Genomic DNA, 22,067 nt, shown 5'->3' with positions numbered 1-22,067 from the left:
GCTTGCCGCGCCTGCCCGTCATCGCGCATTTGTTGTCTTCAGGCGGAGTGCCTATATCGAGCCGGTCAAGCCGGACCCTGCGATGAAAGATGCCTCCTTCGACCTCGATTCCTATTTCGACCGCATCGGCTATCGCGGCCCGATCGATGCTCCGCTCGGCACGCTGAGCGCGCCGCATCGCCAGCGTCCGCAGGCGATCCCGTTCGAGAATATGGACCCGTTGCTTGGCACCAGCTCGACATCGTCATTCCCGACCGCGCCTTCGAAACCAGGGTCAGGCAGTTGAACATCGTAAAGGCTTGAGGCCCATGACCGCACTTTCCGTTCTCGACCTGTCGCCGATCGTCGAAGGCAGCGACGCCTCGCAATCGCTGGCAAATTCGCTCGACCTGGCCCGCCATGCCGAGCGGCTCGGCTACAGGCGCTACTGGCTGGCCGAGCACCACAACATGCCGGGCATCGCCAGCGCGGCGACCGCCGTCGTCATCGCCCATGTCGCCGGCGGCACCAAGACCATCCGCGTCGGCGCCGGTGGCATCATGCTGCCCAACCATGCGCCGCTGGTGATTGCCGAGCAGTTCGGCACGCTGGCGGCACTGCACCCCGGCCGCATCGACCTCGGCCTCGGCCGCGCGCCCGGCACCGATATGGGAACAGCGCGCGCGCTGCGCCGCAATCTCGAGGCGTCAGACAATTTCCCCCAGGATGTCGTCGAGCTGATGGGCTATTTCCAGCCGGCCGCGGAAGGCCAGCGTATCCACGCCGTGCCCGGCGAAGGCCAGAAGGTGCCGGTCTGGATCCTCGGTTCCAGCCTCTATGGCGCGCAGCTCGCCGCCATGCTCGGCCTGCCCTATGCCTTCGCCTCGCATTTCGCGCCGGCCGAACTGGACCATGCGCTGGAGATCTACCGTTCGCGCTTCCAGCCTTCGGAACAGCTGGACAAGCCCTATGTCATGCTCGGCCTCAACGTTTTCGCCGCACCGACCGATGGAGAGGCAAAACTGCTGTTCACCTCGCTCCAGCAGGCCTTCGTCAATCTGCGCACCGGGCGGGCCGGCCGCCTGCCGCCGCCGGTCGAGGGCTATGACCAGACGCTCGAGCCGATGGCAAAAACCATGATTTCGCAGGCGCTGTCCTGCGCCGTCGTCGGCTCTCCCGAAACCGTCCGGCAAGGCATAGACGCGTTCGTGCGCCGCACCGGCGCAGACGAGCTGATGGTGACCGCGCAGATCTTCGACCATGCGGCACGCGTGCGCTCGTTCGAAATCCTGGCCGAGGCGCATAAATCGCTGTCGCAGGCCGCGTGACGCTTTTGCCTGTGTCTGCTGTGGGCAGGCGCCTTCCTCAGCCAGGAGCCGCCTCTCTCACGCATAGGTGACGTTTTCTTGTGGTTTCGAAGCCCTGACTGGGCGCTTCGCCGGGGGATCGCGCAGATCCTGGGGTTTTGAGCGCGGTTGGAGCACATCCGGGCCGCTGGGCGGCTGTTCAAAGGCGCCAAGCGCGGCGCGGTGGATGCCATGCGCAGAATGCTTGCGCCCGATGCCGCCTGTTCTTATATACGCGCCAAGCCGCCCAGTGCCGGAATGCCGGTTGCCGGAGCGGAATTTCTTGTGAACAGGGGCTTTCGTCGGAACGCCTTACGGGTCCTGAGAGCCTGCTTAGCGGAGAGACTAGAAAAATGGCAAAAGTAATCGGTATCGATCTCGGCACCACCAACTCCTGCATCGCCATCATGGATGGCAAGGAGCCCAAGGTCATTGAAAATGCGGAAGGCGCGCGCACGACGCCTTCCATCGTCGCCATCTCGGGCGACGGCGAACGTCTCGTCGGCCAGCCGGCCAAGCGCCAGGCGGTCACCAATCCTGAAAACACCATCTTCGCGGTCAAGCGCCTGATCGGCCGCCGCTATGACGACCCGGTGACGGAGAAGGACAAGAAGCTTGTCCCCTACAAGATCGTCAAGGGCGACAATGGCGATGCCTGGGTCGAGGCCGGCGGCAAGAAGCAGTCGCCCAGCCAGATCTCGGCCATGATCCTGCAGAAGATGAAGGAAACGGCGGAGGCCTATCTCGGCGAGAAGGTCGAGAAGGCGGTCATCACCGTTCCGGCCTATTTCAATGACGCCCAGCGCCAGGCCACCAAGGACGCCGGCAAGATCGCCGGCCTTGAGGTGCTGCGCATCATCAACGAGCCGACGGCTGCAGCACTTGCCTACGGCCTCGACAAGAAGGATGGCAAGACCATTGCCGTCTATGACCTTGGCGGCGGCACGTTCGACATTTCGGTGCTCGAAATCGGCGACGGCGTGTTCGAAGTGAAGTCGACCAATGGCGACACCTTCCTCGGCGGCGAGGATTTCGACATGCGTCTCGTCGAATACCTGGCGGCCGAGTTCAAGAAGGAACAGGGCATCGACCTGAAGAACGACAAGCTTGCGCTGCAGCGCCTCAAGGAGGCGGCTGAAAAGGCCAAAATCGAGCTGTCGTCGACGACGCAGACCGAAATCAACCTGCCCTTCATCACCGCCGACGCGACCGGCCCCAAGCACCTGACACTGAAGCTGACCCGTGCCAAGTTCGAGCAGCTGGTCGACGATCTCGTCCAGCGCACCATCGAGCCCTGCAAGGCAGCGCTCAAGGATGCCGGGCTGAAGGCTGGCGAGATCGACGAAGTGGTCCTGGTCGGCGGCATGACCCGCATGCCCAAGATCCAGGAGATCGTGAAGCAGTTCTTCGGCAAGGAGCCGCACAAGGGCGTCAACCCGGATGAGGTCGTCGCACTCGGCGCCGCAATCCAGGCCGGCGTGCTGCAGGGCGACGTGAAGGACGTGCTGCTGCTCGACGTGACGCCGCTGTCGCTCGGCATCGAGACGCTGGGTGGCGTGTTTACCCGCCTGATCGAACGCAACACGACCATCCCGACCAAGAAGAGCCAGGTGTTCTCGACCGCTGAAGACAGTCAGTCGGCCGTGACCATCCGCGTCTTCCAGGGCGAGCGTGAAATGGCTGCCGACAACAAGGCGCTCGGCCAGTTCGACCTGGTCGGCATTCCGCCGGCGCCGCGCGGCGTGCCGCAGATCGAGGTCACTTTCGACATCGACGCCAACGGCATCGTCAACGTTTCGGCCAAGGACAAGGGCACCGGCAAGGAGCACCAGATCCGCATCCAGGCCTCTGGTGGCCTTTCGGACGCCGACATCGAGAAGATGGTCAAGGACGCCGAAGCCAATGCCGAGACCGACAAGCAGCGGCGCGCCTTGGTCGAGGCCCGCAACCAGGCCGAGGCGCTGGTGCACTCCTCCGAGAAGTCGCTGAAAGAATATGGCGACAAGGTTTCGGAAACCGAGCGCACGGCGATATCGGAGGCTATCACGGCGCTGAAGGCTGCTGCCGAAGGCGACGATGCCGCCGACATCGAGGCCAAGTCGCAGACGCTTGCCGAAGCATCCATGAAGCTCGGCCAGGCCATGTACGAAGCTTCGCAGAAGGAAGCGGCGGAAGCCGACGCCAAGGCGGACGCGGCCAAGGATAGCGATGTGGTCGACGCCGATTTCGAGGAAATCGACGAAAACGACGAGAAGAAGAAGTCGGCCTGACCGGTTGACGGCAAATAAAGCGGAAAGCCCGGCGCAAAGCCGGGCTTTTTTGCAACCCTCGCTGAAAAAGTGCGGGCCTTGCCGAAAAAGTCACTGAAAAACACAGGCACAAGCGCGCCGGCCCTAGCATCCGGGCAGCACCGCTCCTAAATCGAGACAACGTGCCGGCAAACGACGCAACATGCATCAAGACGTTGAGCATCCGGACTGCGGGAAAAGATGAAAGCTGATTTCTACGAGACGCTGGGCGTGCAAAAGGGCGCCGACGAGAAGGAGCTCAAGAGCGCTTTCCGCAAGCTGGCCATGCAGTTCCATCCCGACCGCAATCCCGGCGATCACTCATGCGAGCATAAGTTCAAGGAAATCAACGAAGCCTACGAAACGCTGAAGGACCCGCAGAAGCGCGCGGCCTATGACCGTTTCGGTCACGCCGCCTTCGAGCAGGGCGGCATGAATGGCGGCGCGCAAGGTTTTGGCGCCGGCGGCTTCGCCGACATTTTCGAAGATATTTTCGGCGACATGATGGGCGGGCGCCAGCGCCGCTCGTCGGGCGGCCGCGAACGCGGCGCCGATTTGCGCTACAATATGGAAATCACGCTGGAAGAAGCGTTTGCCGGCAAGACCGCGCAAATCCGCGTGCCGGCCTCGATCTCATGCACGGAATGCTCCGGGACCGGCGCCAAGCCCGGCACCCAGCCGGTGACCTGCTCGATGTGCCATGGCCACGGCAAGGTACGGGCGACGCAAGGCTTCTTCTCGATCGAGCGTACCTGCCCGCAATGCCAAGGCCGCGGGCAGACGATCAAGGACCCGTGCCCGAAATGCGCCGGCCAGGGCCGCGTCACTGAGGAACGCTCGCTGTCGGTCAATATCCCGGCCGGCATCGAGGATGGCACCCGCATCCGGCTTGCCAATGAGGGCGAGGCGGGCCTGCGCGGCGGCCCATCGGGCGACCTCTATATTTTTCTGGCGGTGAAGCCGCATGAATTCTTCCAGCGCGATGGCGCCGATCTCTACTGCAAGGTGCCGATATCGATGACGACGGCCGCCCTTGGCGGCTCGTTCGAGGTGACGACGCTGGACGGCAGCCAGACCAAGGTGAAAGTGACCGAAGGCACGCAGAACGGCCGCCAGTTCCGCCTCAAGGGCAAGGGCATGCCGGTGCTGCGCCAGCCCAATGTCGGCGACCTCTACATCCAGACCGCGGTCGAAACGCCGCAAAACCTGTCGCGCCGCCAGCGCGAGCTGCTGGAAGAGTTCGAGCAGCTGTCGTCGAAGGACAATTCGCCCCAGTCGAGCGGCTTTTTCGCCCGCATGAAGGACTTTTTCGAATCCTTCGGCGAGCACTGAACCCAAACCAAGGCCGCCACGCTTCCCGAACGTCATCAACATCTTATGCCAGATCGCGCCTTGCCTTGGACCTGTTAGCTGCTAAGTAGCGTTCGGGGAGTGTTGAGGAGAACTTGCATGGCACGTGGTCCGGGATTGCGGAAGGCGCTGGCGGAAAAGTTCGACGACGAACTCAAATTCTTCAAAGGCTGGATCGACAAGCCGAAGTCGGTCGGTTCGATCGTGCCGACAAGCTCCGTCACCGCCCGCAAGATGGCTTCCATCGTCAATCCGAAGTCTGGCCTGCCGGTGCTTGAAGTCGGCCCCGGCACAGGCGTCATCACGCGTGCAATCCTCGCCCAGGGCGTTAAGCCCGAAAACCTCTATGCGGTCGAATATTCCACCGATTTCGTGCGCCATCTGCGCCAGCTCTATCCCGGCGTCAACGTCATCGAGGGCGATGCCTTCAATCTCAACGCCACGCTTGGCGAGAAGAGCGGTATGGTTTTCGATTCCGTCGTCTCCGGCGTGCCGCTGCTCAATTTCCCGGTCGCACAGCGGATCGCCTATATTGAAAGCCTGCTAGACCGCATCCCGGTTGGACGGCCGATCGTGCAGCTGACCTATGGGCCGTTGTCGCCGATCCCGCCCGGCCGCGGCAATTACACGGTCAAGCATTTCGACTTCATCTTCCGCAACATCCCGCCGACGCAGCTGTGGATCTACCGGCGCGAAGCGCATTAGCTGGTATTGGGGGCGGGAGAAGTCTCTGGCGCCTTGTAGAGGATCGACGTCTCCCGAAGGAAGCTCGATTGAGGGTCGATCCACATCCTTGACTGTTATCCGCCTCGCAAACTCGTGGCGACTTCTCTGATCGCCGCGCACATGGCCCGCACGGCCGTTGCTTCGGCGCTGCTGGAGAACAGAAGCAGCAGAGGCCGACGCGCACGCGGCTCCAGAGGACGCCTCGCGACGGTTCGCTGCCAATCGGCCGGAAACGCCAGGCCTGGCGCAATCGACAAACCGCGCCCGGCCCCAACCAGAGCAAGCAGCGCCGCCATATCGCTCGCCGACAGGATGACAACTGGCGCAACGCCAAAATCCTGGAACAATTCGGCAAGCATTGGTCCGCAGCCGCCGCTCGACATGATGAATGGCTGGCCGTCGAGAGCGCGGATCGGAAATGACCCGCCTTGGACTGAGTTCTTTTGCGATGACGCCACAAAGAGTTCGTCGTCGACAAGTTCCTCGGCTTGGCAATTGCCGGCGATGTAGGACAGTCCAATATCGGCGGCACCGCGATCGACCCACTCCGCCACCTCGGTATCCGTGCCCAAGAGCAGTTCGACAGCAAGCTCCGGGTGCCGGACGGAAGTAATGTTCAACGCATATGGAGCAATCTTTACCGAGGCGCTGCTGACCAGCGCGAGCCGTACTCTGCCTTTGATGGAGTGTTCCCGTAGGCCGGCAAGACGGCCTAAAGCATGCAAAGCGGCGCGCGCCGCATCCAAAGCCGACTCGCCGGTTGCGGTGAAAGCGACACCGCGCCGATCACGTATGACGAGGGGCGCGCCAACGATCTCCTCCAGCGCCTTCATTGCATGGCTTATGGCCGATTGAGAAAGACAGAGCCGCTCGGCGGTTTTCGTGAAGCTGCGCGTCTCGCTGAGCGATGTCAGGACGCGCACCATTGTGATGTTGATATTAGCTTTGTTCATGGCTGCCGAAATATCTTTCATTTCGCTCATATTAAAGGGCGCTGTAGGTTTGTGAAGATGAGGGAAACGACCCTCGAAATCGCGGCGAGCGGCTTCCTGGCCTCTCTGGCATGCAGGCGTGCGGTACGACGAGCCTGAAATTGGAGCTTCGCATGAGCTACCTTCCGCAATTCCTGACACTTGCTTCAGTGTTCCTGCTCGGCGCCATGAGCCCGGGACCCGATTTTGTAGCCGTGACTTCCCATGCGCTGATCAGCCGTCGCGCGGGGTTCCATGTGGCGCTTGGCATTGCCGCAGCGATCATGGTGTGGGCGGCTCTCGCGATGTTTGGCCTGGGCCTCGTGCTGACGCAGATTGCATGGGCTCACCTTGCCGTCCGGATCGCCGGCGCCGTGTATCTCGGTTACCTGGGCAGCAAGATCCTTTTGTCGGCTTGGCAGGCGCAGCCACCGCTGGCCGTCAGTGGCGCAGAGACTACGGCTCCCTGGCGAAGCGGCTTCGTTGTCGGAATTACAAATCCGAAGACGGCCGCCTTCTTCGCGAGCCTGTTCATATCGGTATTGCCGATGCAGGCTCCGATCTGGGTCCAGGCAGTGTCCCTGGCCATAATCGGGCTGGTCGCGATGGCGTGGTTTGGGCTTGTCGCGCTAATGTTCTCCACAAGAAGGGTTCGGTCGGTATATGGCAGCGTCCGCAGGCCGATAGATGCCTTGCTCGGAGTTGCACTCATCGCGCTGAGTGCAAGAATTGCGGTCACCCACTAGCAATAGCCCAGCTGCTCGGCACACCTTCGCGCGCTTGCCCCCCGATCGTTTCCGTTTTTTGGGCCAGTGCGTTGATTTGCGCAGCCTCTGGCTGTACCTGTCCGGGAACAAGAGTGGCCAATGGCTGTGATCGCGAAAATCCTCGTCTTCGCCGGCTCGGTGCGCAGCGGCGCCTTCAGCGGCAGGACCGCCGATGTGGCGCAGAAGGAGCTGGCCATGCAAGGCGCCGAGGTGACGCGCATTTCGCTGGCCGACTATCCGCTGCCGATCATCGACGAGGACCTCGAAAAGGAAAAAGGCGTTCCCGACAACGCCGTGAAGCTCGGCCGGCTGATCGCCGCCCATGACGGGCTGCTGATCGCGACGCCGGAATATAATGGCTCGATCCCGCCACTGCTCAAGAACACGATCGACTGGGTAAGCCGGGTGCGCCTCGATGGCGGCTGGCCGGTGAGGCCATTTGTCGGCAAGGTCGCCGGCCTGTGCTCGTCTTCGAACGGACATTTCGCCGGGATCCGCTGCATCAACCATCTGCGCGCCGTGCTGGTGCGCTGCCAGCTGGAGATGGTGACGCCGGAATGCTCGGTATCCGATGGCGGCAGTGCCTTCGACGGCGACGGCAATTTCAGGGATGATAGACTGACCAAATCGATGGAGCACCTATGCCGCACGCTGATCGAAACCTCGCGCATGCTATCGACCCGGACCGGGGCATGATTTCCACAGCCATGCAGGCCCATACCATGAGAGACAGGCTGATCGTCGGCCTCGACGTGCCGACGGTGAAAGAGGCCGAACAGGCGGTGCGCGAACTCGACGGCGTCGTCTCCTTCTACAAGATCGGCTATCAGTTGGCCTTCGCCGGCGGGCTCGACTTCGCCAGGGAGTTGGCCAGCGGCGGCACCAGAATCTTCCTCGACATGAAGCTGCTCGACATCGACCACACGGTGGCCAAGGGTGTCGAGAACATCGTGCGCATGGGCATGACCATGCTGACCATCCACGCCTATCCCAAGGCGATGCGGGCCGCGGTGGAGGCCGCCAGGGGCAGCGACCTGTGCCTGCTGGCGGTCAGCGTGCTGACCTCGATGGACGAGCAGGACGTGATCGACGCCGGCTATGAATATGACCCGCACACGCTGGTGCTGAGGCGCGCCGAACAGGCGCTGCATGCAGGCATGGGCGGCGTCGTCTGCTCGGCCGAGGAGGCGGAAGCGGTGCGCCGCATCGTCGGACCCGACCTGGCGGTGGTGACGCCGGGGATACGGCCCAAGGGCAGCGACCATGGTGACCAGAAACGCGTGGTGACGCCCGGCCAGGCGATCCGCAACGGCTCCAGCCATCTTGTTGTGGGCCGGCCAATCGTGGCGGCAAGCGACAGGCGCGCGGCGGCGGAAGCCATACTGGAAGAGATGCGCGCCGCGTAACGAGGAGAAGAAAATGCGCAAGGGATACTGGATAGCCCGCGTCGATGTGCGCGACGCTGAAGGCTACAAGGACTATGTCGCTGCCGCCAAGCTCGCTTTCGACCGTTTCGACGTGAAGTTCCTTGCCCGTGGCGGTGAGCATGAAAAGGCCGAGGGGCCTGGCCGCGCCCGCAATGTCATTATCGAGTTCGAATCGCTCAGCGCGGCGCATGACTGCTACCACTCGCCGGAATACCAACGCGCCGTCGCCATCCGTCAGAAAGTGGCCGATGGCGAGATCGTGCTGGTCGAGGGTATCTGACGCGCGAAGCTGCTCTGCTCAGTGCGGCGCTTCCTCCTGCGCCAGCACCTCCAGTTGATGGCGGTGCCCCGACAGCTCATAGCCGACAACAGTGACGGCCGGCGCTAGCGTGAGTAAGATGAGGCAGACCGCCATGTCGACGTCGGCAATGGCGGCGATGATGCCAAGTGCGACGACCGCAGCCGTTCCCGCCAGCAGCCAGACGTGGAGGGGATCGAAGCGCTGGACGAGATAATAATACAGCGCATAGATCGCCCCCAGGAACACGCCTAGCGGAATGGCGACTGACAGCAGGGTCGCTACCGGGCCGTTATGGGTCTTGTGCTCGATGAAATAGGCCGCGACATGCAGCCCGGCGCCGGTGGCGACGATGGCAGCGACGATCACCATCTGGCCATAGCCCCAGACGAAGGAACGGCTGCGGTGCTGGTGCAGCACCGTCCCCGAGGGCAGCATGTAATAGACCCACCACATGCCGAAGGTGAGACCCATTCCGGCAATGCCGATCAAGGCGGCATCGAGGTTCCAGCCCTGCTCCTCGACCACGGCCGACAGCGTCGCCAGCGTGCCGATCACCCCTTCGCCCAGCGCGATAATGGCGAACAGGCTGTAGCGCTCGGCGACGTGATGCGCGTGCCAGGGCGTGCCGCCATCCCGGCGTTCGGCGATGACCGGTCCGGCAAGCTCGATGAGAAGCAGGACCGCGCCGAAAGCCAGGCTCGTCGCCAGCGAGAAATCGACCAGGATCTGCACCACCCAGCCGATCTGGGCGATCGCGATGGCGATGGCATAGGTGAGACAGGCACGCCGCCGCCCAGGGTCCTGCCGCGCCGCGCGCAGCCATTGGAAGATCATGGCGACGCGCATGATGACGTAGCCCAGCACCATGACCGAATTGTTGAGGTGTTCGCCATGCTCGATCGAGGCGAACATGCGCGGCAGGCCGATGGCCAGCACCAGCACGCCGATCATCTGCACCATGGTGACGAGGCGGAAGATCCAATCGTCGGTGTCATAGGCGGAGGAAAACCAGGAGAAATTGATCCACGCCCAGCAGATGGCGAAGCTGGCAAAGCCGAAGCCGATCAGCGCCGCCGCGTAGTGGCCCTCGGCCAAGGCATGCGCCAGTTGCGACGAGGCAAGGCTGAAGGCGGTGACGAAGGTCAGATCGAACAGCAGCTCGAGCGGCGTGGCGACGCGATGCGCCTCATGCGGATCGCGCCCGGTCATGCGCCTTATGTGATGATGGAGGGAGCTTGCTGGTGTGCTCATAGCGCGGCCTTGCCTGAGGACTGTCCCGCGACACTAAAGGTGGAGCAAAAGCCGTCAAGGCGCGGTAGGTCGCGCTGGTCCCTCGACCGTTCAGATCGCCTGTCGGTTCAGTCGGTTCGCCGCCGTCTCGGCAACCGCATCGGCCAGCGTCATGCCCCATTGCATCAGGCAATAGGCGCGGAAATCGAAGCAGGGCAGGCCGGGACAGACCTCGAACTCGATGAGGTGGACATGGTCGTTAGCCTCGACCCTGAAATCGAGGGAAAACACGTCTCGCAGGCCGAGCCCGCTGACCAGCCGCTCGGCGATGCGGCGGATGGTTGCCGCGGCTGCCGGCTGGGTGTCGGCAACCGCCTCCAGCACCGGCTCGCTGTATAGTCCAGCCGCCTTGGCGGCCTCGCCGGTGTCGCCGTAAAGCGCCATCGAGTCCGCCATGGTCTGGAAATCGCCGCCGGAGTCGACGAATGCAACGCCGAGCGCTTCCGCCCCGGCATCCGTTTGCAGCCCAAGGAAGCTGGCGCGGACATTGCGACCGCCGACATAGGGCTGGACGACGACATCGTCGCGATAAGCGGCATAGACCCGCCGGCTAAGCTCCAGCGCATGGGCCAGGTCGTTGCAGCGTGAATCCGGCCAGATGCCTACCTTGGAGCCGAGCCGGTTCGGCTTGACGAACCAGCCGGCTTCCGAAGCTGGCGGGTCGGCCAGCCAGCGGCCGTCGCGGGCCAGGCCTGCCTGCGGCGCCGGCAGGCCGAGCGCGCAAAGCACGGCGCCGGAACGGAACTTGTCCTGGCAAAGCGCGAACAGCGCATCGTCGGCTCCGATGGTTCTAAGCCCATTCAGCCTGGCAAGTGCGGGCGCTGCAGCACCGCGGAAATAGGCAATGCCGTCGGTCAGCGTCCAGACCAGCGTGGTTGCGGGATCGGCCTTCGCCAGCGCGCTTGCCGCATCGTCGAGTGCAACCGGCATAAAGGCGAGGCCGCGCTTTTCACAAGTGGTCGCCAGTTGATCGAACTCAGGAGCGAGATCGGTCGACTGCGCCAGATAAGACGAGATTTCCAGGGCGCGCTCGGCGGGAAAGCCGTCGGCGACCAGCCTGTCGAAACAGGCCTTTTCCGGCTCGTGGACGAGGATCAAGGTCGGGCGCGGCATGGGTCAACGCTTCTCGGTGATGCAGCCACACCATCGCACGGCCAATGCGATCGGCTTGCGCGAAATCGACCCGCGCCCGACGCCTGCACGACAACCGGTACGCTCAGGCGATCAGCACGCGCGGCTCGAAGCGGCCGTTGACGGGGATGTCGAGCAGGAAGGTCATGCCGGCCTGTGGGTCAAGCTTGCGCTGCTTGTCGTCCTTGCCTTTCCAGGCCGAGGTCACCGCCAGCCGATCGGCCTTGGCGCCGACAAAGGCCGGGCACGAGGACTGCCCCGCCGGCGTGGCAATTTCGCGCAACAATGTGCCGTCCGGCGCATAAGCCTTCACCGCCTTGCCGCCCCAGACCGCGTTCCACAGCACGCCGTCGCGGTCGACGACCGAGCCATCGACATAGCCCTTCGACGAGCGATGGTCGACGAACACTTTGGACTCGCCGATCGGCAGACCCGTTGCCGGATCGCAGGCGACGCGCATCAACAGGCCGGTCGCGGTATCGGTGTAGTAGGCGATCGTTCCATCCTGCGAGAAACAGATCGAGTTCGACACGGTGATGCCGGTGTAAAGCGTGCGCAATTCTCCCTTGAAGAACCAGTAGATGGCGCCCGCGCCCTTCTCCTCGCCCTTGCCCATCGTGCCGACCCAGAAGGCGCCACAAGGGTGGACGCGCGCATCGTTGGAGCGGGTCAGCGCATTGTCGGCCTCGATGGGCGTATGCAGCGTCAGCTTGCCGGTCGAGACGTCGCGGACATGCAGGCCGGTCTCGGTGGCGATGAGCTGGCGATTGTCGTCGATAATGGCGATGGCGCTGGCCATCTGGCCGAGCTCATGGACCTTCCGCGCGCCGGACGTGACACCCTGCTCCAGCAAAAGCCCGTTGACGATGTCGAACCAGAACAGCGTGTCGGTGGCGGGATCGTAGCTCGGCCCCTCGCCGAGTTCACAGACATGGTCCGAAAAAACCGAAACGTTTCCCATCATGCCGCTCCGCCGAAGGCCGCATCCCAGGCCGTCACCGCCGCCCGGGCGCGCGAGGCCACCTCGTCGACGCTCATACTAGGTTTGAACAGGCTGGAGCCAAGACCAAAAGCAGTCACCCCAGCGGCTTTGTAGCCGGCAAAGTCTTTGTCGGAAACGCCGCCGACGGCGCCGACCACGGTATCGGCCGGCAGCACGGCCCGCATCGCCGAAATGCCGCTAGGCCCGAGCACGCTTGCCGGGAAGAATTTGAGCGCCGAAGCCCCAAGCCTAATCGCCTGAAAAGCTTCGGTGGGGGTGAACACGCCTGGCATCGTCACCATGCCGTGGTGCATGGCGCGGGCCATGACGTCGGCATCGATGTTGGGGCTGACCAGCAGCCTCCCGCCGGCCTTGGCCAGGGCGTCGACATCGGCTGAAGTCAGCACCGTGCCGGCGCCGACCAGCGTCGTCTTGGGCAATGCGGTGACAATGCTGGCGATCGATGAAAACGGCTCCGGCGAATTGAGCGGCACCTCGATGGCTTCGATGCCGGCGTCAAACAGCGCCTGGCCGATGGCAACCGCCTCGCTGGGTCTGAGGCCGCGCAGAATGGCGACAAGACCACGCTTCAGCTTCGGGAAAGGTGCGGTCTGGGTCACGCTGTCACTCCACTCTGGTGAGTCATTTGGCGATCATGCCATTTTCCCGCGCTGCCTCGATGAGGCCGGCACGCACCGCCTCGTCGGCGTCGACCGTCCTGACGGCAAGCCCTGCAAGGTCTAGCGCCTGGCGGTAGAGGGCTGCTAGCGAGCCGGACGCAACCAGCACGATTGCGGTGGTGCTTTCGCCATAGCGGCGGCCCGCCGAGGCGATCTCGCCGCCGATCAGCAGGCCGGATAGGCAAGCGGCGGCATCGTCGGCCTTGAGGTTCTGCAGCAGGCCGGCGGCGCGGATCGAGAACAGCCGCGAAGTGACATCGCCGCCCTCCGCCAAAGCCTTGCGGCACCATTCCTGGAAGAACGGATTGTCCGGAGTGACCGGCTTCGGGCTCTCGCCCAGCGAATGGCGCAGGATAGAGTGAGTGGCCAGCACCGAAAACAGCTCGCCGGTCGGCCAGGTGCAGAAGCCGTCGACCGCGCCGTCTGCGACCAGAACCCATTTCGAATGGGTGCCGGGCATGCAGACGAGATGGCGACCTTTTGCCGGCAAACCGGCGCCGGCAAGCTGGGTTTCCTCGCCGCGCATTACGTCCGGCGCATCTTCCAGGCGCTGCGCCAGGCCAGGCACGATGCGGATGTCGCGGCTCTGGCCGGGAATGCGGGCGGCCCCCGCGAGGATGGCACTGAGCGGCGCCGGCACGGTGACGTAAGGCGCTTCCAGCCAACCCTGGCGCGAGCCGGCCATGCCGCAGATGATGACCGGCAGTGTGTCAGGTGCGCCGAGCGCCGCCAGATGGCCCTCGAGGATGATCGAAAAGCCTTTTTGCTGCGCGGTGATCAACCCATCATCGCCGCGACGCTCGGCAAGCACCCCGCCCGCCTCGTCGACCAGCCAGACCCGCATGCGGGTCGTGCCCCAGTCGACGGCGGCGACTGCTGGCGTGCCTTTTGCCGGATTTTGATTCACCGGGCTCACAGGAAACCCCCGTCGACGATCAACATCTGCGCCGTCAGCATACGCGAGGCGTCGGAGGCCAGGAACAGCACCGTGCCGACGATGTCGTCGGGCTGCATGACCTGCTTGATGCATTGCTTGGCGACATGGGCGGCGAGCCTCTCCTCGGTGACCCAGAGTTCCCTTTGCCGGTCGGTGATCACCCAGCCCGGCGCAATCGCATTGACGCGGATGCCGTCGACCCCAAGCTTGCCCGCGAGACCTTTGGTGAGGCCGAGTATGCCGGCCTTGGCGGCGGTGTAGGCCGGCATATCGGGGTGGTTGATGAGATAGGAGGTCGAGGTGAAGTTGATGATCGACCCGCCGCCGGCCCGCTTCATGCCCGGCGCGACCGCCTGTGCGGTGAAGAAATGCGGGCGCAGATTGACGGCGAGATTGTTGTCCCAGAACTCGACGGTAACGTCGGCGACCTCGTGGCGTTCGTCCCAGGCGGCATTGTTGACCAGCACGGTGACGTCGCCATGCGCCTCAGCCGCTTTGGCGGCCGAAGCGCGCAACGCCTCGACGTCACGCAAATCGGTCTTGAGGTAGAGCGGTCGCCGGCCAAGTTCTTTTTCGACGCGGTCGGCAAGCAGCGTGCTTGGGCCATCGGCGATGTCGATGAAGGCGACATGGGCGCCCTGGCGAACGAAGCCCTCGGTCAGTGCCGCACCAATTCCGGAACCGCCGCCGGTGATCAGCACCGAGGCTCCCCTGAGGTCGGCAAAATCGGCCGATGGCATCATATTTTTCTCTCCCGATCCGGTCGGCGCGCATCCTATCCAGCCAAGTCCGGGGAGCAAGGGCGAAAACGGCGATTTGTTTGGCTTATGTCAGACAAAAGGACGCAAGATGGCGGCCACAGTCGATCTTGGCTCGCACCGCTGACTTGCTCGACGCAGGCAAGACCGCCGGTCAGACTGCCTTGGCGTAGAGGGCGCCGCGATAGGAATCGCGGAGGTAGCCGAGCGTGGCGTCGGCGTCGACCGGTTTGCCGAAGAGATAGCCCTGGCCGCCGGCGCAGCCGAACTGGACGAGGCGGTCGGCCTGCGCCTCCTCCTCGATGCCTTCGGCGACGACATCCATGCCGAGCCCTTCGCACATGGCCAGAATGGCGCGGATGATGTGTTCCGACGGGCGGTCGTCGAGGATCGAGGAGACGAAGGCGCGGTCGATCTTGAGCTTGTCGAAATGGAATTCGCGCAAGCGGCCGAGCGAGGACTGGCCGGTGCCGAAATCGTCGAGCGAGACTCGGATGCCGACGCGACGCAGGTCCTCGACGATCTTCTCGGCCGAGGCCGGATCGTTCATCAGGCCGGTTTCGGTGATCTCGATCTCCAGCCGTCGCGGATCGAAGCCGGTGCGGTCGAGGATCGACAATATGTGCAGGCCGGTGTTCTGGTCGACGAGCTGCGAGGGCGACAGGTTGAAGGACAGGAACAGGTCCTTCGGCCAGCTGCGCGCCGCTTCGGTCGCCTTGCGCAGCACCAGCTGCGATAGCGGGCCGATGATGCCGCGCTCTTCGGCGATCGGGATGAACACGGTCGGCGGCACCACGCCGAGGTCGCGATCGGTCCAGCGCGCCAGCGTCTCGAAGCCGATGGTGCGGCGGGTGGTCAAATCGACGATGGGCTGGAAATGCGGTTCGACCTCACCGGCCGAGACGGCACGGCGCAGCGCCTGTTCGATGCGGGTGACGCGCTTGGCCGCCTCTTCCATTTCGCGGGTGTAGACGACGACGCGGCCACGGCCCGAACGCTTGGCGTGGTAGAGCGCCGTTTCGGCCTTGTTGACGAGGATTTCCGTGGTTTCGTCGCCGGAATAAAACAGCGAGCAGCCGACCGAGGCCGAAAGCCTGGCGGTGCGTTCGCCGACATCGTAGGGCGCCGACAGGATTTCGATCATCATGCGCGACTTCTCGGCCGCCGCCTCCTCCGAGAACACCATCGGGTAGAGGAAGGCGAATTCGTCGGCGCCGATGCGGCAGACCGTAGAGTGGCTGTCCATCGAGGCGCGCAGCCGCATCGCCACCTGGATCAATATGTCGTCGCCGGCCTTGTGGCCGAACAGATCGTTGATCGGCTTGAAGCCGTCGAGGTCGAGAATGCCGACCGTGAACGGCGCGGGATCGTCTGCACGGTCGCTGATCAGGCGATCGACCTTATCGAAGAAGCGGCGATGGTTGCCAAGCCCGGTCAGCGCATCGGTGAACGCCAGATCCGAGTTTTCCCTGCTTGCCTGCCCGGTGCCAAACGTCGTTTGCATCGGTATCCCTGTTTGTGACGCCCGAAATTTAGGCTGAGACTGGCAGCAAAGCGTTTAGGAAGCGTATCGCGAAATCGATTTTTCGCTGGCGAATGATGCTTTAGCGGACGCGGTAGAGTTCGACCGGGGTTCCGCGCGTTTCGGCCACCGGTTCGAGCCAATCGGGGACGCTTCCCTGCATCAGCCTGGCCAGGAAGCCTTGCGGCGCCTTGGCGGCAAGCATCTTGCTTTCGGCGCTGCCGCGGCAGAGCGCCATCAGGCCGACGTGGTGAGCCGCCGCGATCATCCTCGCCTGGTCCGCCGATCCGAGGAACGCATCGAGCGCAAGCAGGTCGCCGGCGATGTTGCGATGATAGGGGCCGGCAAAGACGCGGTGCCCGGAATAGGCCAGGATGGGCGAGCCGAGATTGGAAATGGCAAGCACCGTGGTGTCCGGCAGCCGGGCCAACGCCGCGAAGGAGGCCTTGCGCTCGCAGGACGGATCGCTGTCGGTGTCCTGTGCCTCGACCGAGACCTTGCTGGCCTCGAATACGCTCGACGTCGCGGCGGCAGCACCGGCCCAGACGGCATTCACCGACACCACCCAGACTGCCGCCATGCGCAGCGATACGCTGCGCGCAGGGCTGATCCTCGCCCGTTCGCGCCAGCTTGCGATCCAGGCCGACAGCGGGATGACGGCAAAGGCGATCGAGAATGTCGAGCCGCGGACCTGCCAGGCGCTGACGATGAAGGCGCCGAGCAGCAAGGCGCCGACGAGGCTGTCCTGGCGGCGCCATGGTCCGCGCAGGCGAAGCGCCATAAGCGCGATCGCCACCAGCGGCGTGACATAGCGCGCCGCCAGCGAGGCCGGCTCGCTGGCGGCAATACTGAACAGCGACTGCGCCTCGTCAATGTGATCGAGCCACAATTCCTTGAGGCGCGGATCGAGGTTTGCGTAGGGAGCCGCAAGGCATTGCGGAAACAGCGCCACGATGACGGCGCCCAGCACAAGCGCGAGCAGGCTAAGCGAGATCAGGCGGCGGCTGGCCGTGCCATTGGACACCGTGAGCGACGTCACGGCGGCAAGCCCCAGTCCGGCGATTGCCGCCACCACGAACTGCACAGCCGAGAAGGCATCGCACTGCGGCTGGCCCATGGCCGATGGCGGGATGGTGGTGACGAAGACGAGGGCTGAAACCCCGGCAAAGCCGAGACCGAAATCCCTGGCGATCCGGCGTTCGCCGCCGGGATCGACGACGAACAGCAAGGCGATGCAGGCGCCGATGGTGGCGACATAGGGCGCGGTTTCCATGCCGACGGCCAGCGTCAGGGCCGCACACAGCCCGGAAATCAGCGCCGCCCAGCGACGCGCCGGCGCCTCGAGCAGCAGGCTGAGGCTGGCCGTGGTCAGCGTCAGCTGGACATTGTGATGATCGAGCACACCCGGCAAGAAAATGCCGATGAAATGCAGCGCTGCAGCGCCGATGACGATAGCGGGCAGCACGGCGCCGACGCCGGCGAAGCTTCGTGCCGCACGGGCTGTAAAAAACACCGCCAGGCAGAACAGCAGCGACGGCCACAGCACCTGTGCGATCGCTTCGGCCATGGCCATGCTGCCGGTCAGCGCTGAGGCGGCGAGGATGATGGCGGCGAGCGGTGCGTCGACCAGCCGCGACCAGTGCATGACGAAACCGCCTTCCGGCCCCATCCTGTACTGATGCAGGTCGAACCAGCCCTGGCCGGCCAGCATGTCGCGAACCTCGACCAGCCGCAGCAGGCTGTCATTGTCGCCGCCGGCATTGCTCAATTCGCGAAAGCCCGTGGCGGCATTGACGGCCAGCACCACCAGCATGGCAAGCAGCGCCAGCGTCATATCGGACTTCCAGGAGGAAGCACCCGCCTTGGCTGCGTTCATCATCATGACCTTCGTCGGAAAGACTGCGGCCTTAAACCTAGCCTTAACAGCTTCAATAAATAGTAAAGTCGCCTGAGCGAGGCCGCATATGAGCGCGGCCGGAGGCTCCGCCGGGCGTCGGGAGACGGAAATGCCGCACGAAGTCCGCCATGAGCCGGCCATTGCCGTGCTCCTGCCTTGTTACAATGAGGAACTGACCATCGCCGAGGTGGTGCGGCGCTTTCGCGAGACGCTGCCATCGGCCGACATCTATGTCTATGACAACAATTCGCGCGACCTGACGGCATTAAAGGCCCGCGCAGCGGGCGCCATCGTCGTCCGCGAGCCGCGCCAGGGCAAGGGCAACGTCGTGCGGCGCATGTTCGCCGACATCGATGCCGATATCTATCTGATGGCCGACGGCGACGGCACCTATGCGCCGGAAGATGCCTCGCTGCTGATCAACATCCTGCAGACCGAGCGCTGCGACATGGTGGTGGGCACCAGGCGCGGCGTCACCGACGATGCCGGCCGTTCCGGCCATGCCTTTGGCAACCGCATTTTCAACAGCCTCTACAAGCGGCTGTTCGGCACCGACTTCACCGACATCTTCTCCGGCTACCGCGTCTTCTCGAGGCGTTTCGTCAAGAGCTTTCCCGCGGTTTCCGGCGGCTTCGAGATCGAGACCGAAATGTCGGTGCATGCCTCGCAGCTCAAACTGCCGGTGAGCGAGATCGCGCTCGATTATGGCCGCCGGCCTGAGGGATCGTCGTCGAAGCTGTCGACCTATCGCGACGGCGCCAGGATCCTGTGGATGTTCGCCATGCTGATGAAGGAGACGCAGCCGCTGCGCTTCTTCGGCGCCTTCGCGATTTTCTTCCTGGCGTCGAGCCTTGCCCTGATGACGCCGGTGCTGATCGAATTCGCCCAGACCGGCCTCGTGCCGCGCATGCCGACCTGGGTGCTGTCGGTCGGCCTGCTGCTGCTCTCGATGCTTGCGATGGTGACCGGATTGATCCTCGATTCGGTGTCGCGCGGGCGCGCCGAGCAGAAGCGCATTTTTTATCTCTCGGTGCCGTCGAGCCGGGTCGAAGGGCGCGAACGCACTGGTGAAATCCCGAAGGCCGAACCGGGCAAGACGCCCCGGGCCGCCTGAGCCGTGAGCCGGCTCGCCCGCTTCGTCCTGGCAGGCGGCGTTGGTTTCGTCGCCGATGCCGCGGCGCTCTGGCTGCTCTTGGCGCTGACGCCGCTCGGTCCCTTCGTCGCCCGTGTCCTGTCGATCGGCTTTGCGCTGTGCGTCACCTGGCAGATCAACCGGCACCTGACCTTTTCGCCGTCGAGCCGCGGCGTGGCGCAGGAGGGCGCGCGCTATGGCGGCGTCGGCATCGCCACCAGCATCGTCAACTATCTCATCTACTGCGCCATCCTGTTTGCGCTGCCGGCGCTGCCGCCGCTGGCCGCACTTGCCGTCGCCTCGCCGGTCGCCATGGCGCTGTCGTTCCTCGGTTACTCCCGGCTGGTCTTCGACCGTTAAAGGTCTGGGCCAAGCAAGCGCGATTGGCAGAAGCCGCCAAGTTCCGTATATCGGCGACAGAGCCTGCTGGAGACCGGAAGATGCCCCTGAAAATCGCCGTCCAGATGGACCATGTCTCCACCGTCTCGATCGCCGGCGACACGTCGTTTGCGCTGTCGCTGGAGGCGCAGCGGCGCGGCCACCAACTGTTCCACTATACGCCCGACCGGCTGTCGATGCTGGGCGGCAAGGTGTTTGCCCGCATCGAAGAGATGAAGCTCCGCGACGAGAAGGGCAATCATTATACGCTGGGCGACAAAGTGCGCACCGACCTGTCGGAGATGGATGTGATCCTGCTGCGCCAGGACCCGCCCTTCGACATGAATTACATCACCACCACGCACATTCTGGAGCGTATCCATCCCAAGACACTGGTCGTCAACGACCCGGCCTGGGTGCGCAACAGCCCGGAAAAGATCTTCGTCACCGAATTCCCCGATCTGATGCCCGAAACGCTGATCACCAAGGATCCCCAGGAGGTCGCGGCCTTCCGCAAGGAATTCGGCGACATCATCGTCAAGCCGCTCTACGGCAATGGCGGCGCCGGCATCTTCCATCTCAAGGAGGGCGACCGCAACCTCGCCTCACTGCTCGAAATGTTCGCCCAGCTGTCACGCGAGCCCTATATCGTCCAGCGCTATCTCAAGGATGTGCGCAAGGGGGACAAGCGCATCATCCTGATCGACGGCGAGGCGGTCGGCGCCATCAACCGCGTGCCGGCCGACCACGATTCCCGCTCCAACATGCATGTCGGCGGCCGTGCCGAAAAGACCGAGCTGACGACACGCGAACGCGAGATCTGCGCCCGCATCGGGCCGTCCCTGAAAGCACGCGGCTTCATCCTCGTCGGCATCGACGTCATCGGCGACTACATGACCGAGATCAACGTGACCTCGCCGACCGGCGTGCGCGAAGTGCAACGTTTTGGTGGCGCGGATATCGCCAGCCTGTTCTGGGACGCGGTGGAGGCGAAGCGGCGCAATTCGGCCGCGTAGTGTGCGTTGCTACGGAGGACTTTGGTGGGTCCAGAGAAGCATCGAAAGATGCTCTTTATCGGGTAAGACTGCCGAGCAAGCGGCTCATCAAATCAAACTATGTCCCGGAAGCGCCGAGGCCTCAGTTTCGGAGGAAGGAGACCGATAAGTCTGGTCTGCAATTTTAGCTGTGGTGTTGCCCAGTCTTTCAGCAGAAAACCCGCATCGGCGTTCTTTTCCAGCAATGCAAAAGCCGCAGACAGTCCGATCAGGTCGACCAAGGTCCTGCGCATTGAGTGGCGGGAGATTAAATGCGCCAGTCCCGGCGCCACTTCGCACCAACGATTGGCCAGTGCCCGCCGTATCGCTATTTCAGTATCAGGCGACATCCTGCCGAGGCCAACTCCGGTACCCAAGATGCGCCCGTCCGCCCAGCCATTGCCGCCGTGAAGCCGATAACTGCCAAGAGCCCGCCCAATCCTCACGGTTCCGCCGATCATATGGGCGGCACGAGCCATATAACCATCGGCACATATCCTTATTTCGTCCGGATCGGATGGACGCATGATTTCAAGCGGAGCTCGACGAAACATCATCCCCGATGTGGTTGACCAAAACCAACCCACGGTACCCCGATCAATAAATAATAATGTCGGGTCAGCTTCGGTGTCGACATGCAGGTAGCCGCTCATTTTCGGCATCGATCGCGGGTCGTTCAGGTGGAATACGGGATGACCGCCCGCAAGCAGGTTGCCGGCCGTATCTATCACCACCTCATCGGAGCTCGACATCGCCGCGATACGGGTGTGGCTGAGATGCGCTCTCACATGGCATTCTATGAAGTCAGGGTGCCAAGCATCGTCACCGTCAAGAAAGGAGATCAGGGGTCCGGCCGTCGCGTCAAGCCCGGTCATCATTGTTGCCAACTGCCCGCCATTTTGCAGTCGGGGCAGAAGGCGGAAACGACTGTCGCCAAGCTGGGACAGACACTCTTCAATCCTTCGGCGGGAAGCGTCGGTCGAAAAATCATCGACCACCACGCACTCGAACGCAGTGTATGTCTGCGCCGCTACGGATCGGATCGCAGTGTCGATGAATGCCTCTTGATTGAAACAGCCTACGCAAACGGATACGGTTGGTAGCGCGATGTGAGAACCAGCCCCGCTTGGGACGATGTTTTCTTTCAAGAGGCGCTTCTCCGTACACCAGA

The 22,067-nt window shown here is 63.6% G+C and carries 22 protein-coding genes; 12 read left to right on the top strand and 10 right to left on the bottom strand.

Translation table 11 applies throughout. The features are described 5' to 3' along the window. Positions 1-82: 82 nt before the first annotated feature. The 5 genes from NKJ18_RS14305 to pmtA all read left to right on the top strand — a co-directional run bounded on the left by NKJ18_RS14305 (position 83) and on the right by pmtA (position 5,668). Complete coding sequence (locus NKJ18_RS14305) at positions 83-286, top strand: arylamine N-acetyltransferase (RefSeq protein ID WP_023673202.1); 204 nt, start codon at positions 83-85, stop codon at positions 284-286. Between the two features lie 22 nt (positions 287-308). Next, positions 309-1,307 (top strand): LLM class flavin-dependent oxidoreductase, encoded by a 999-nt coding sequence (locus NKJ18_RS14300; RefSeq protein WP_023673201.1) that lies wholly within the window; start codon positions 309-311, stop codon positions 1,305-1,307. Between the two features lie 371 nt (positions 1,308-1,678). Beyond that, entirely contained in the window at positions 1,679-3,595 is a 1,917-nt protein-coding gene (gene dnaK / locus NKJ18_RS14295) for a molecular chaperone DnaK (protein ID WP_023673200.1), read from the top strand. A gap of 219 nt (positions 3,596-3,814) precedes the next feature. Continuing rightward, positions 3,815-4,945, top strand: a complete 1,131-nt coding sequence (gene dnaJ, locus NKJ18_RS14290; protein WP_023681322.1) for a molecular chaperone DnaJ — start codon at positions 3,815-3,817, stop codon at positions 4,943-4,945. Between the two features lie 117 nt (positions 4,946-5,062). Next, positions 5,063-5,668, top strand: coding sequence for a phospholipid N-methyltransferase PmtA (pmtA, locus tag NKJ18_RS14285; RefSeq protein ID WP_023681321.1), 606 nt, complete (start codon positions 5,063-5,065; stop codon positions 5,666-5,668). Between the two features lie 95 nt (positions 5,669-5,763). Here the strand turns inward: pmtA and NKJ18_RS14280 are convergent, their stop codons facing one another. Further along, on the bottom strand, positions 5,764-6,672 hold the full coding sequence (locus NKJ18_RS14280; protein ID WP_023701965.1) for a LysR family transcriptional regulator: 909 nt from the start codon (positions 6,670-6,672) through the stop codon (positions 5,764-5,766). A 122-nt stretch (positions 6,673-6,794) separates the two neighbouring features. Here NKJ18_RS14280 and NKJ18_RS14275 point away from each other — a divergent pair, with 122 nt between their 5' ends. The 4 genes from NKJ18_RS14275 to NKJ18_RS14260 all read left to right on the top strand — a co-directional run bounded on the left by NKJ18_RS14275 (position 6,795) and on the right by NKJ18_RS14260 (position 9,134). Then, positions 6,795-7,406: a LysE family translocator gene (locus NKJ18_RS14275; RefSeq protein ID WP_023714463.1), complete on the top strand. Its 612-nt coding sequence runs from the start codon at positions 6,795-6,797 to the stop codon at positions 7,404-7,406. 120 nt (positions 7,407-7,526) lie between these two features. Beyond that, positions 7,527-8,123 (top strand): NADPH-dependent FMN reductase, encoded by a 597-nt coding sequence (locus tag NKJ18_RS14270; protein ID WP_023701964.1) that lies wholly within the window; start codon positions 7,527-7,529, stop codon positions 8,121-8,123. Continuing rightward, on the top strand, positions 8,120-8,833 hold the full coding sequence (gene pyrF / locus NKJ18_RS14265) for an orotidine-5'-phosphate decarboxylase (RefSeq protein ID WP_023701963.1): 714 nt from the start codon (positions 8,120-8,122) through the stop codon (positions 8,831-8,833). Before NKJ18_RS14270 ends, pyrF begins: the two co-directional genes overlap by 4 nt. A 13-nt stretch (positions 8,834-8,846) precedes the next feature. Then, entirely contained in the window at positions 8,847-9,134 is a 288-nt protein-coding gene (locus NKJ18_RS14260) for a DUF1330 domain-containing protein (protein WP_023701962.1), read from the top strand. An 18-nt stretch (positions 9,135-9,152) separates the two neighbouring features. Here NKJ18_RS14260 and NKJ18_RS14255 read toward each other — a convergent pair whose 3' ends face one another. The 8 genes from NKJ18_RS14255 to NKJ18_RS14220 all read right to left on the bottom strand — a co-directional run bounded on the left by NKJ18_RS14255 (position 9,153) and on the right by NKJ18_RS14220 (position 18,337). Continuing rightward, complete coding sequence (locus tag NKJ18_RS14255) at positions 9,153-10,364, bottom strand: low temperature requirement protein A (protein ID WP_352758481.1); 1,212 nt, start codon at positions 10,362-10,364, stop codon at positions 9,153-9,155. Between the two features lie 132 nt (positions 10,365-10,496). Beyond that, positions 10,497-11,558, bottom strand: coding sequence for a D-alanine--D-alanine ligase family protein (locus tag NKJ18_RS14250; protein ID WP_023701960.1), 1,062 nt, complete (start codon positions 11,556-11,558; stop codon positions 10,497-10,499). 103 nt (positions 11,559-11,661) lie between these two features. Further along, positions 11,662-12,537 carry an SMP-30/gluconolactonase/LRE family protein gene (locus NKJ18_RS14245; RefSeq protein ID WP_023701959.1) on the bottom strand — a complete coding sequence of 292 codons (876 nt, stop codon included), beginning with the start codon at positions 12,535-12,537 and terminating at the stop codon, positions 11,662-11,664. Next, on the bottom strand, positions 12,537-13,178 hold the full coding sequence (locus NKJ18_RS14240; protein ID WP_352758479.1) for a 2-dehydro-3-deoxy-6-phosphogalactonate aldolase: 642 nt from the start codon (positions 13,176-13,178) through the stop codon (positions 12,537-12,539). Before NKJ18_RS14240 ends, NKJ18_RS14245 begins: the two co-directional genes overlap by 1 nt. A 22-nt stretch (positions 13,179-13,200) precedes the next feature. Continuing rightward, positions 13,201-14,145 (bottom strand): 2-dehydro-3-deoxygalactonokinase, encoded by a 945-nt coding sequence (locus tag NKJ18_RS14235; protein WP_031209613.1) that lies wholly within the window; start codon positions 14,143-14,145, stop codon positions 13,201-13,203. A 5-nt stretch (positions 14,146-14,150) separates the two neighbouring features. Beyond that, positions 14,151-14,918, bottom strand: coding sequence for an SDR family NAD(P)-dependent oxidoreductase (locus NKJ18_RS14230; protein WP_352443612.1), 768 nt, complete (start codon positions 14,916-14,918; stop codon positions 14,151-14,153). 169 nt (positions 14,919-15,087) lie between these two features. Continuing rightward, a complete protein-coding gene (locus tag NKJ18_RS14225; protein WP_023681311.1) occupies positions 15,088-16,437 on the bottom strand; it encodes a putative bifunctional diguanylate cyclase/phosphodiesterase in 1,350 nt (449 codons plus the stop codon). 100 nt (positions 16,438-16,537) lie between these two features. Continuing rightward, positions 16,538-18,337, bottom strand: coding sequence for a GtrA family protein (locus NKJ18_RS14220; RefSeq protein ID WP_352758477.1), 1,800 nt, complete (start codon positions 18,335-18,337; stop codon positions 16,538-16,540). A 124-nt stretch (positions 18,338-18,461) separates the two neighbouring features. On the opposite strand from NKJ18_RS14220, the gene NKJ18_RS14215 reads away from it, so the two are divergent. The 3 genes from NKJ18_RS14215 to gshB all read left to right on the top strand — a co-directional run bounded on the left by NKJ18_RS14215 (position 18,462) and on the right by gshB (position 20,878). After that, positions 18,462-19,466: a glycosyltransferase gene (locus tag NKJ18_RS14215; protein ID WP_023814539.1), complete on the top strand. Its 1,005-nt coding sequence runs from the start codon at positions 18,462-18,464 to the stop codon at positions 19,464-19,466. 3 nt (positions 19,467-19,469) lie between these two features. Continuing rightward, on the top strand, positions 19,470-19,844 hold the full coding sequence (locus tag NKJ18_RS14210) for a GtrA family protein (protein WP_023701953.1): 375 nt from the start codon (positions 19,470-19,472) through the stop codon (positions 19,842-19,844). An 80-nt stretch (positions 19,845-19,924) separates the two neighbouring features. Continuing rightward, on the top strand, positions 19,925-20,878 hold the full coding sequence (gshB, locus tag NKJ18_RS14205) for a glutathione synthase (RefSeq protein WP_023701952.1): 954 nt from the start codon (positions 19,925-19,927) through the stop codon (positions 20,876-20,878). A gap of 92 nt (positions 20,879-20,970) precedes the next feature. Here the strand turns inward: gshB and NKJ18_RS14200 are convergent, their stop codons facing one another. Continuing rightward, positions 20,971-22,044, bottom strand: coding sequence for a glycosyltransferase family 2 protein (locus NKJ18_RS14200; RefSeq protein ID WP_352758475.1), 1,074 nt, complete (start codon positions 22,042-22,044; stop codon positions 20,971-20,973). Positions 22,045-22,067 lie beyond the last annotated feature (23 nt).

The sequence above is a fragment of the Mesorhizobium sp. M0217 genome, from assembly GCF_040321955.1.
Taxonomy (GTDB): domain Bacteria; phylum Pseudomonadota; class Alphaproteobacteria; order Rhizobiales; family Rhizobiaceae; genus Mesorhizobium.
This window is presented reverse-complemented; position numbering and strand designations above follow the sequence as displayed.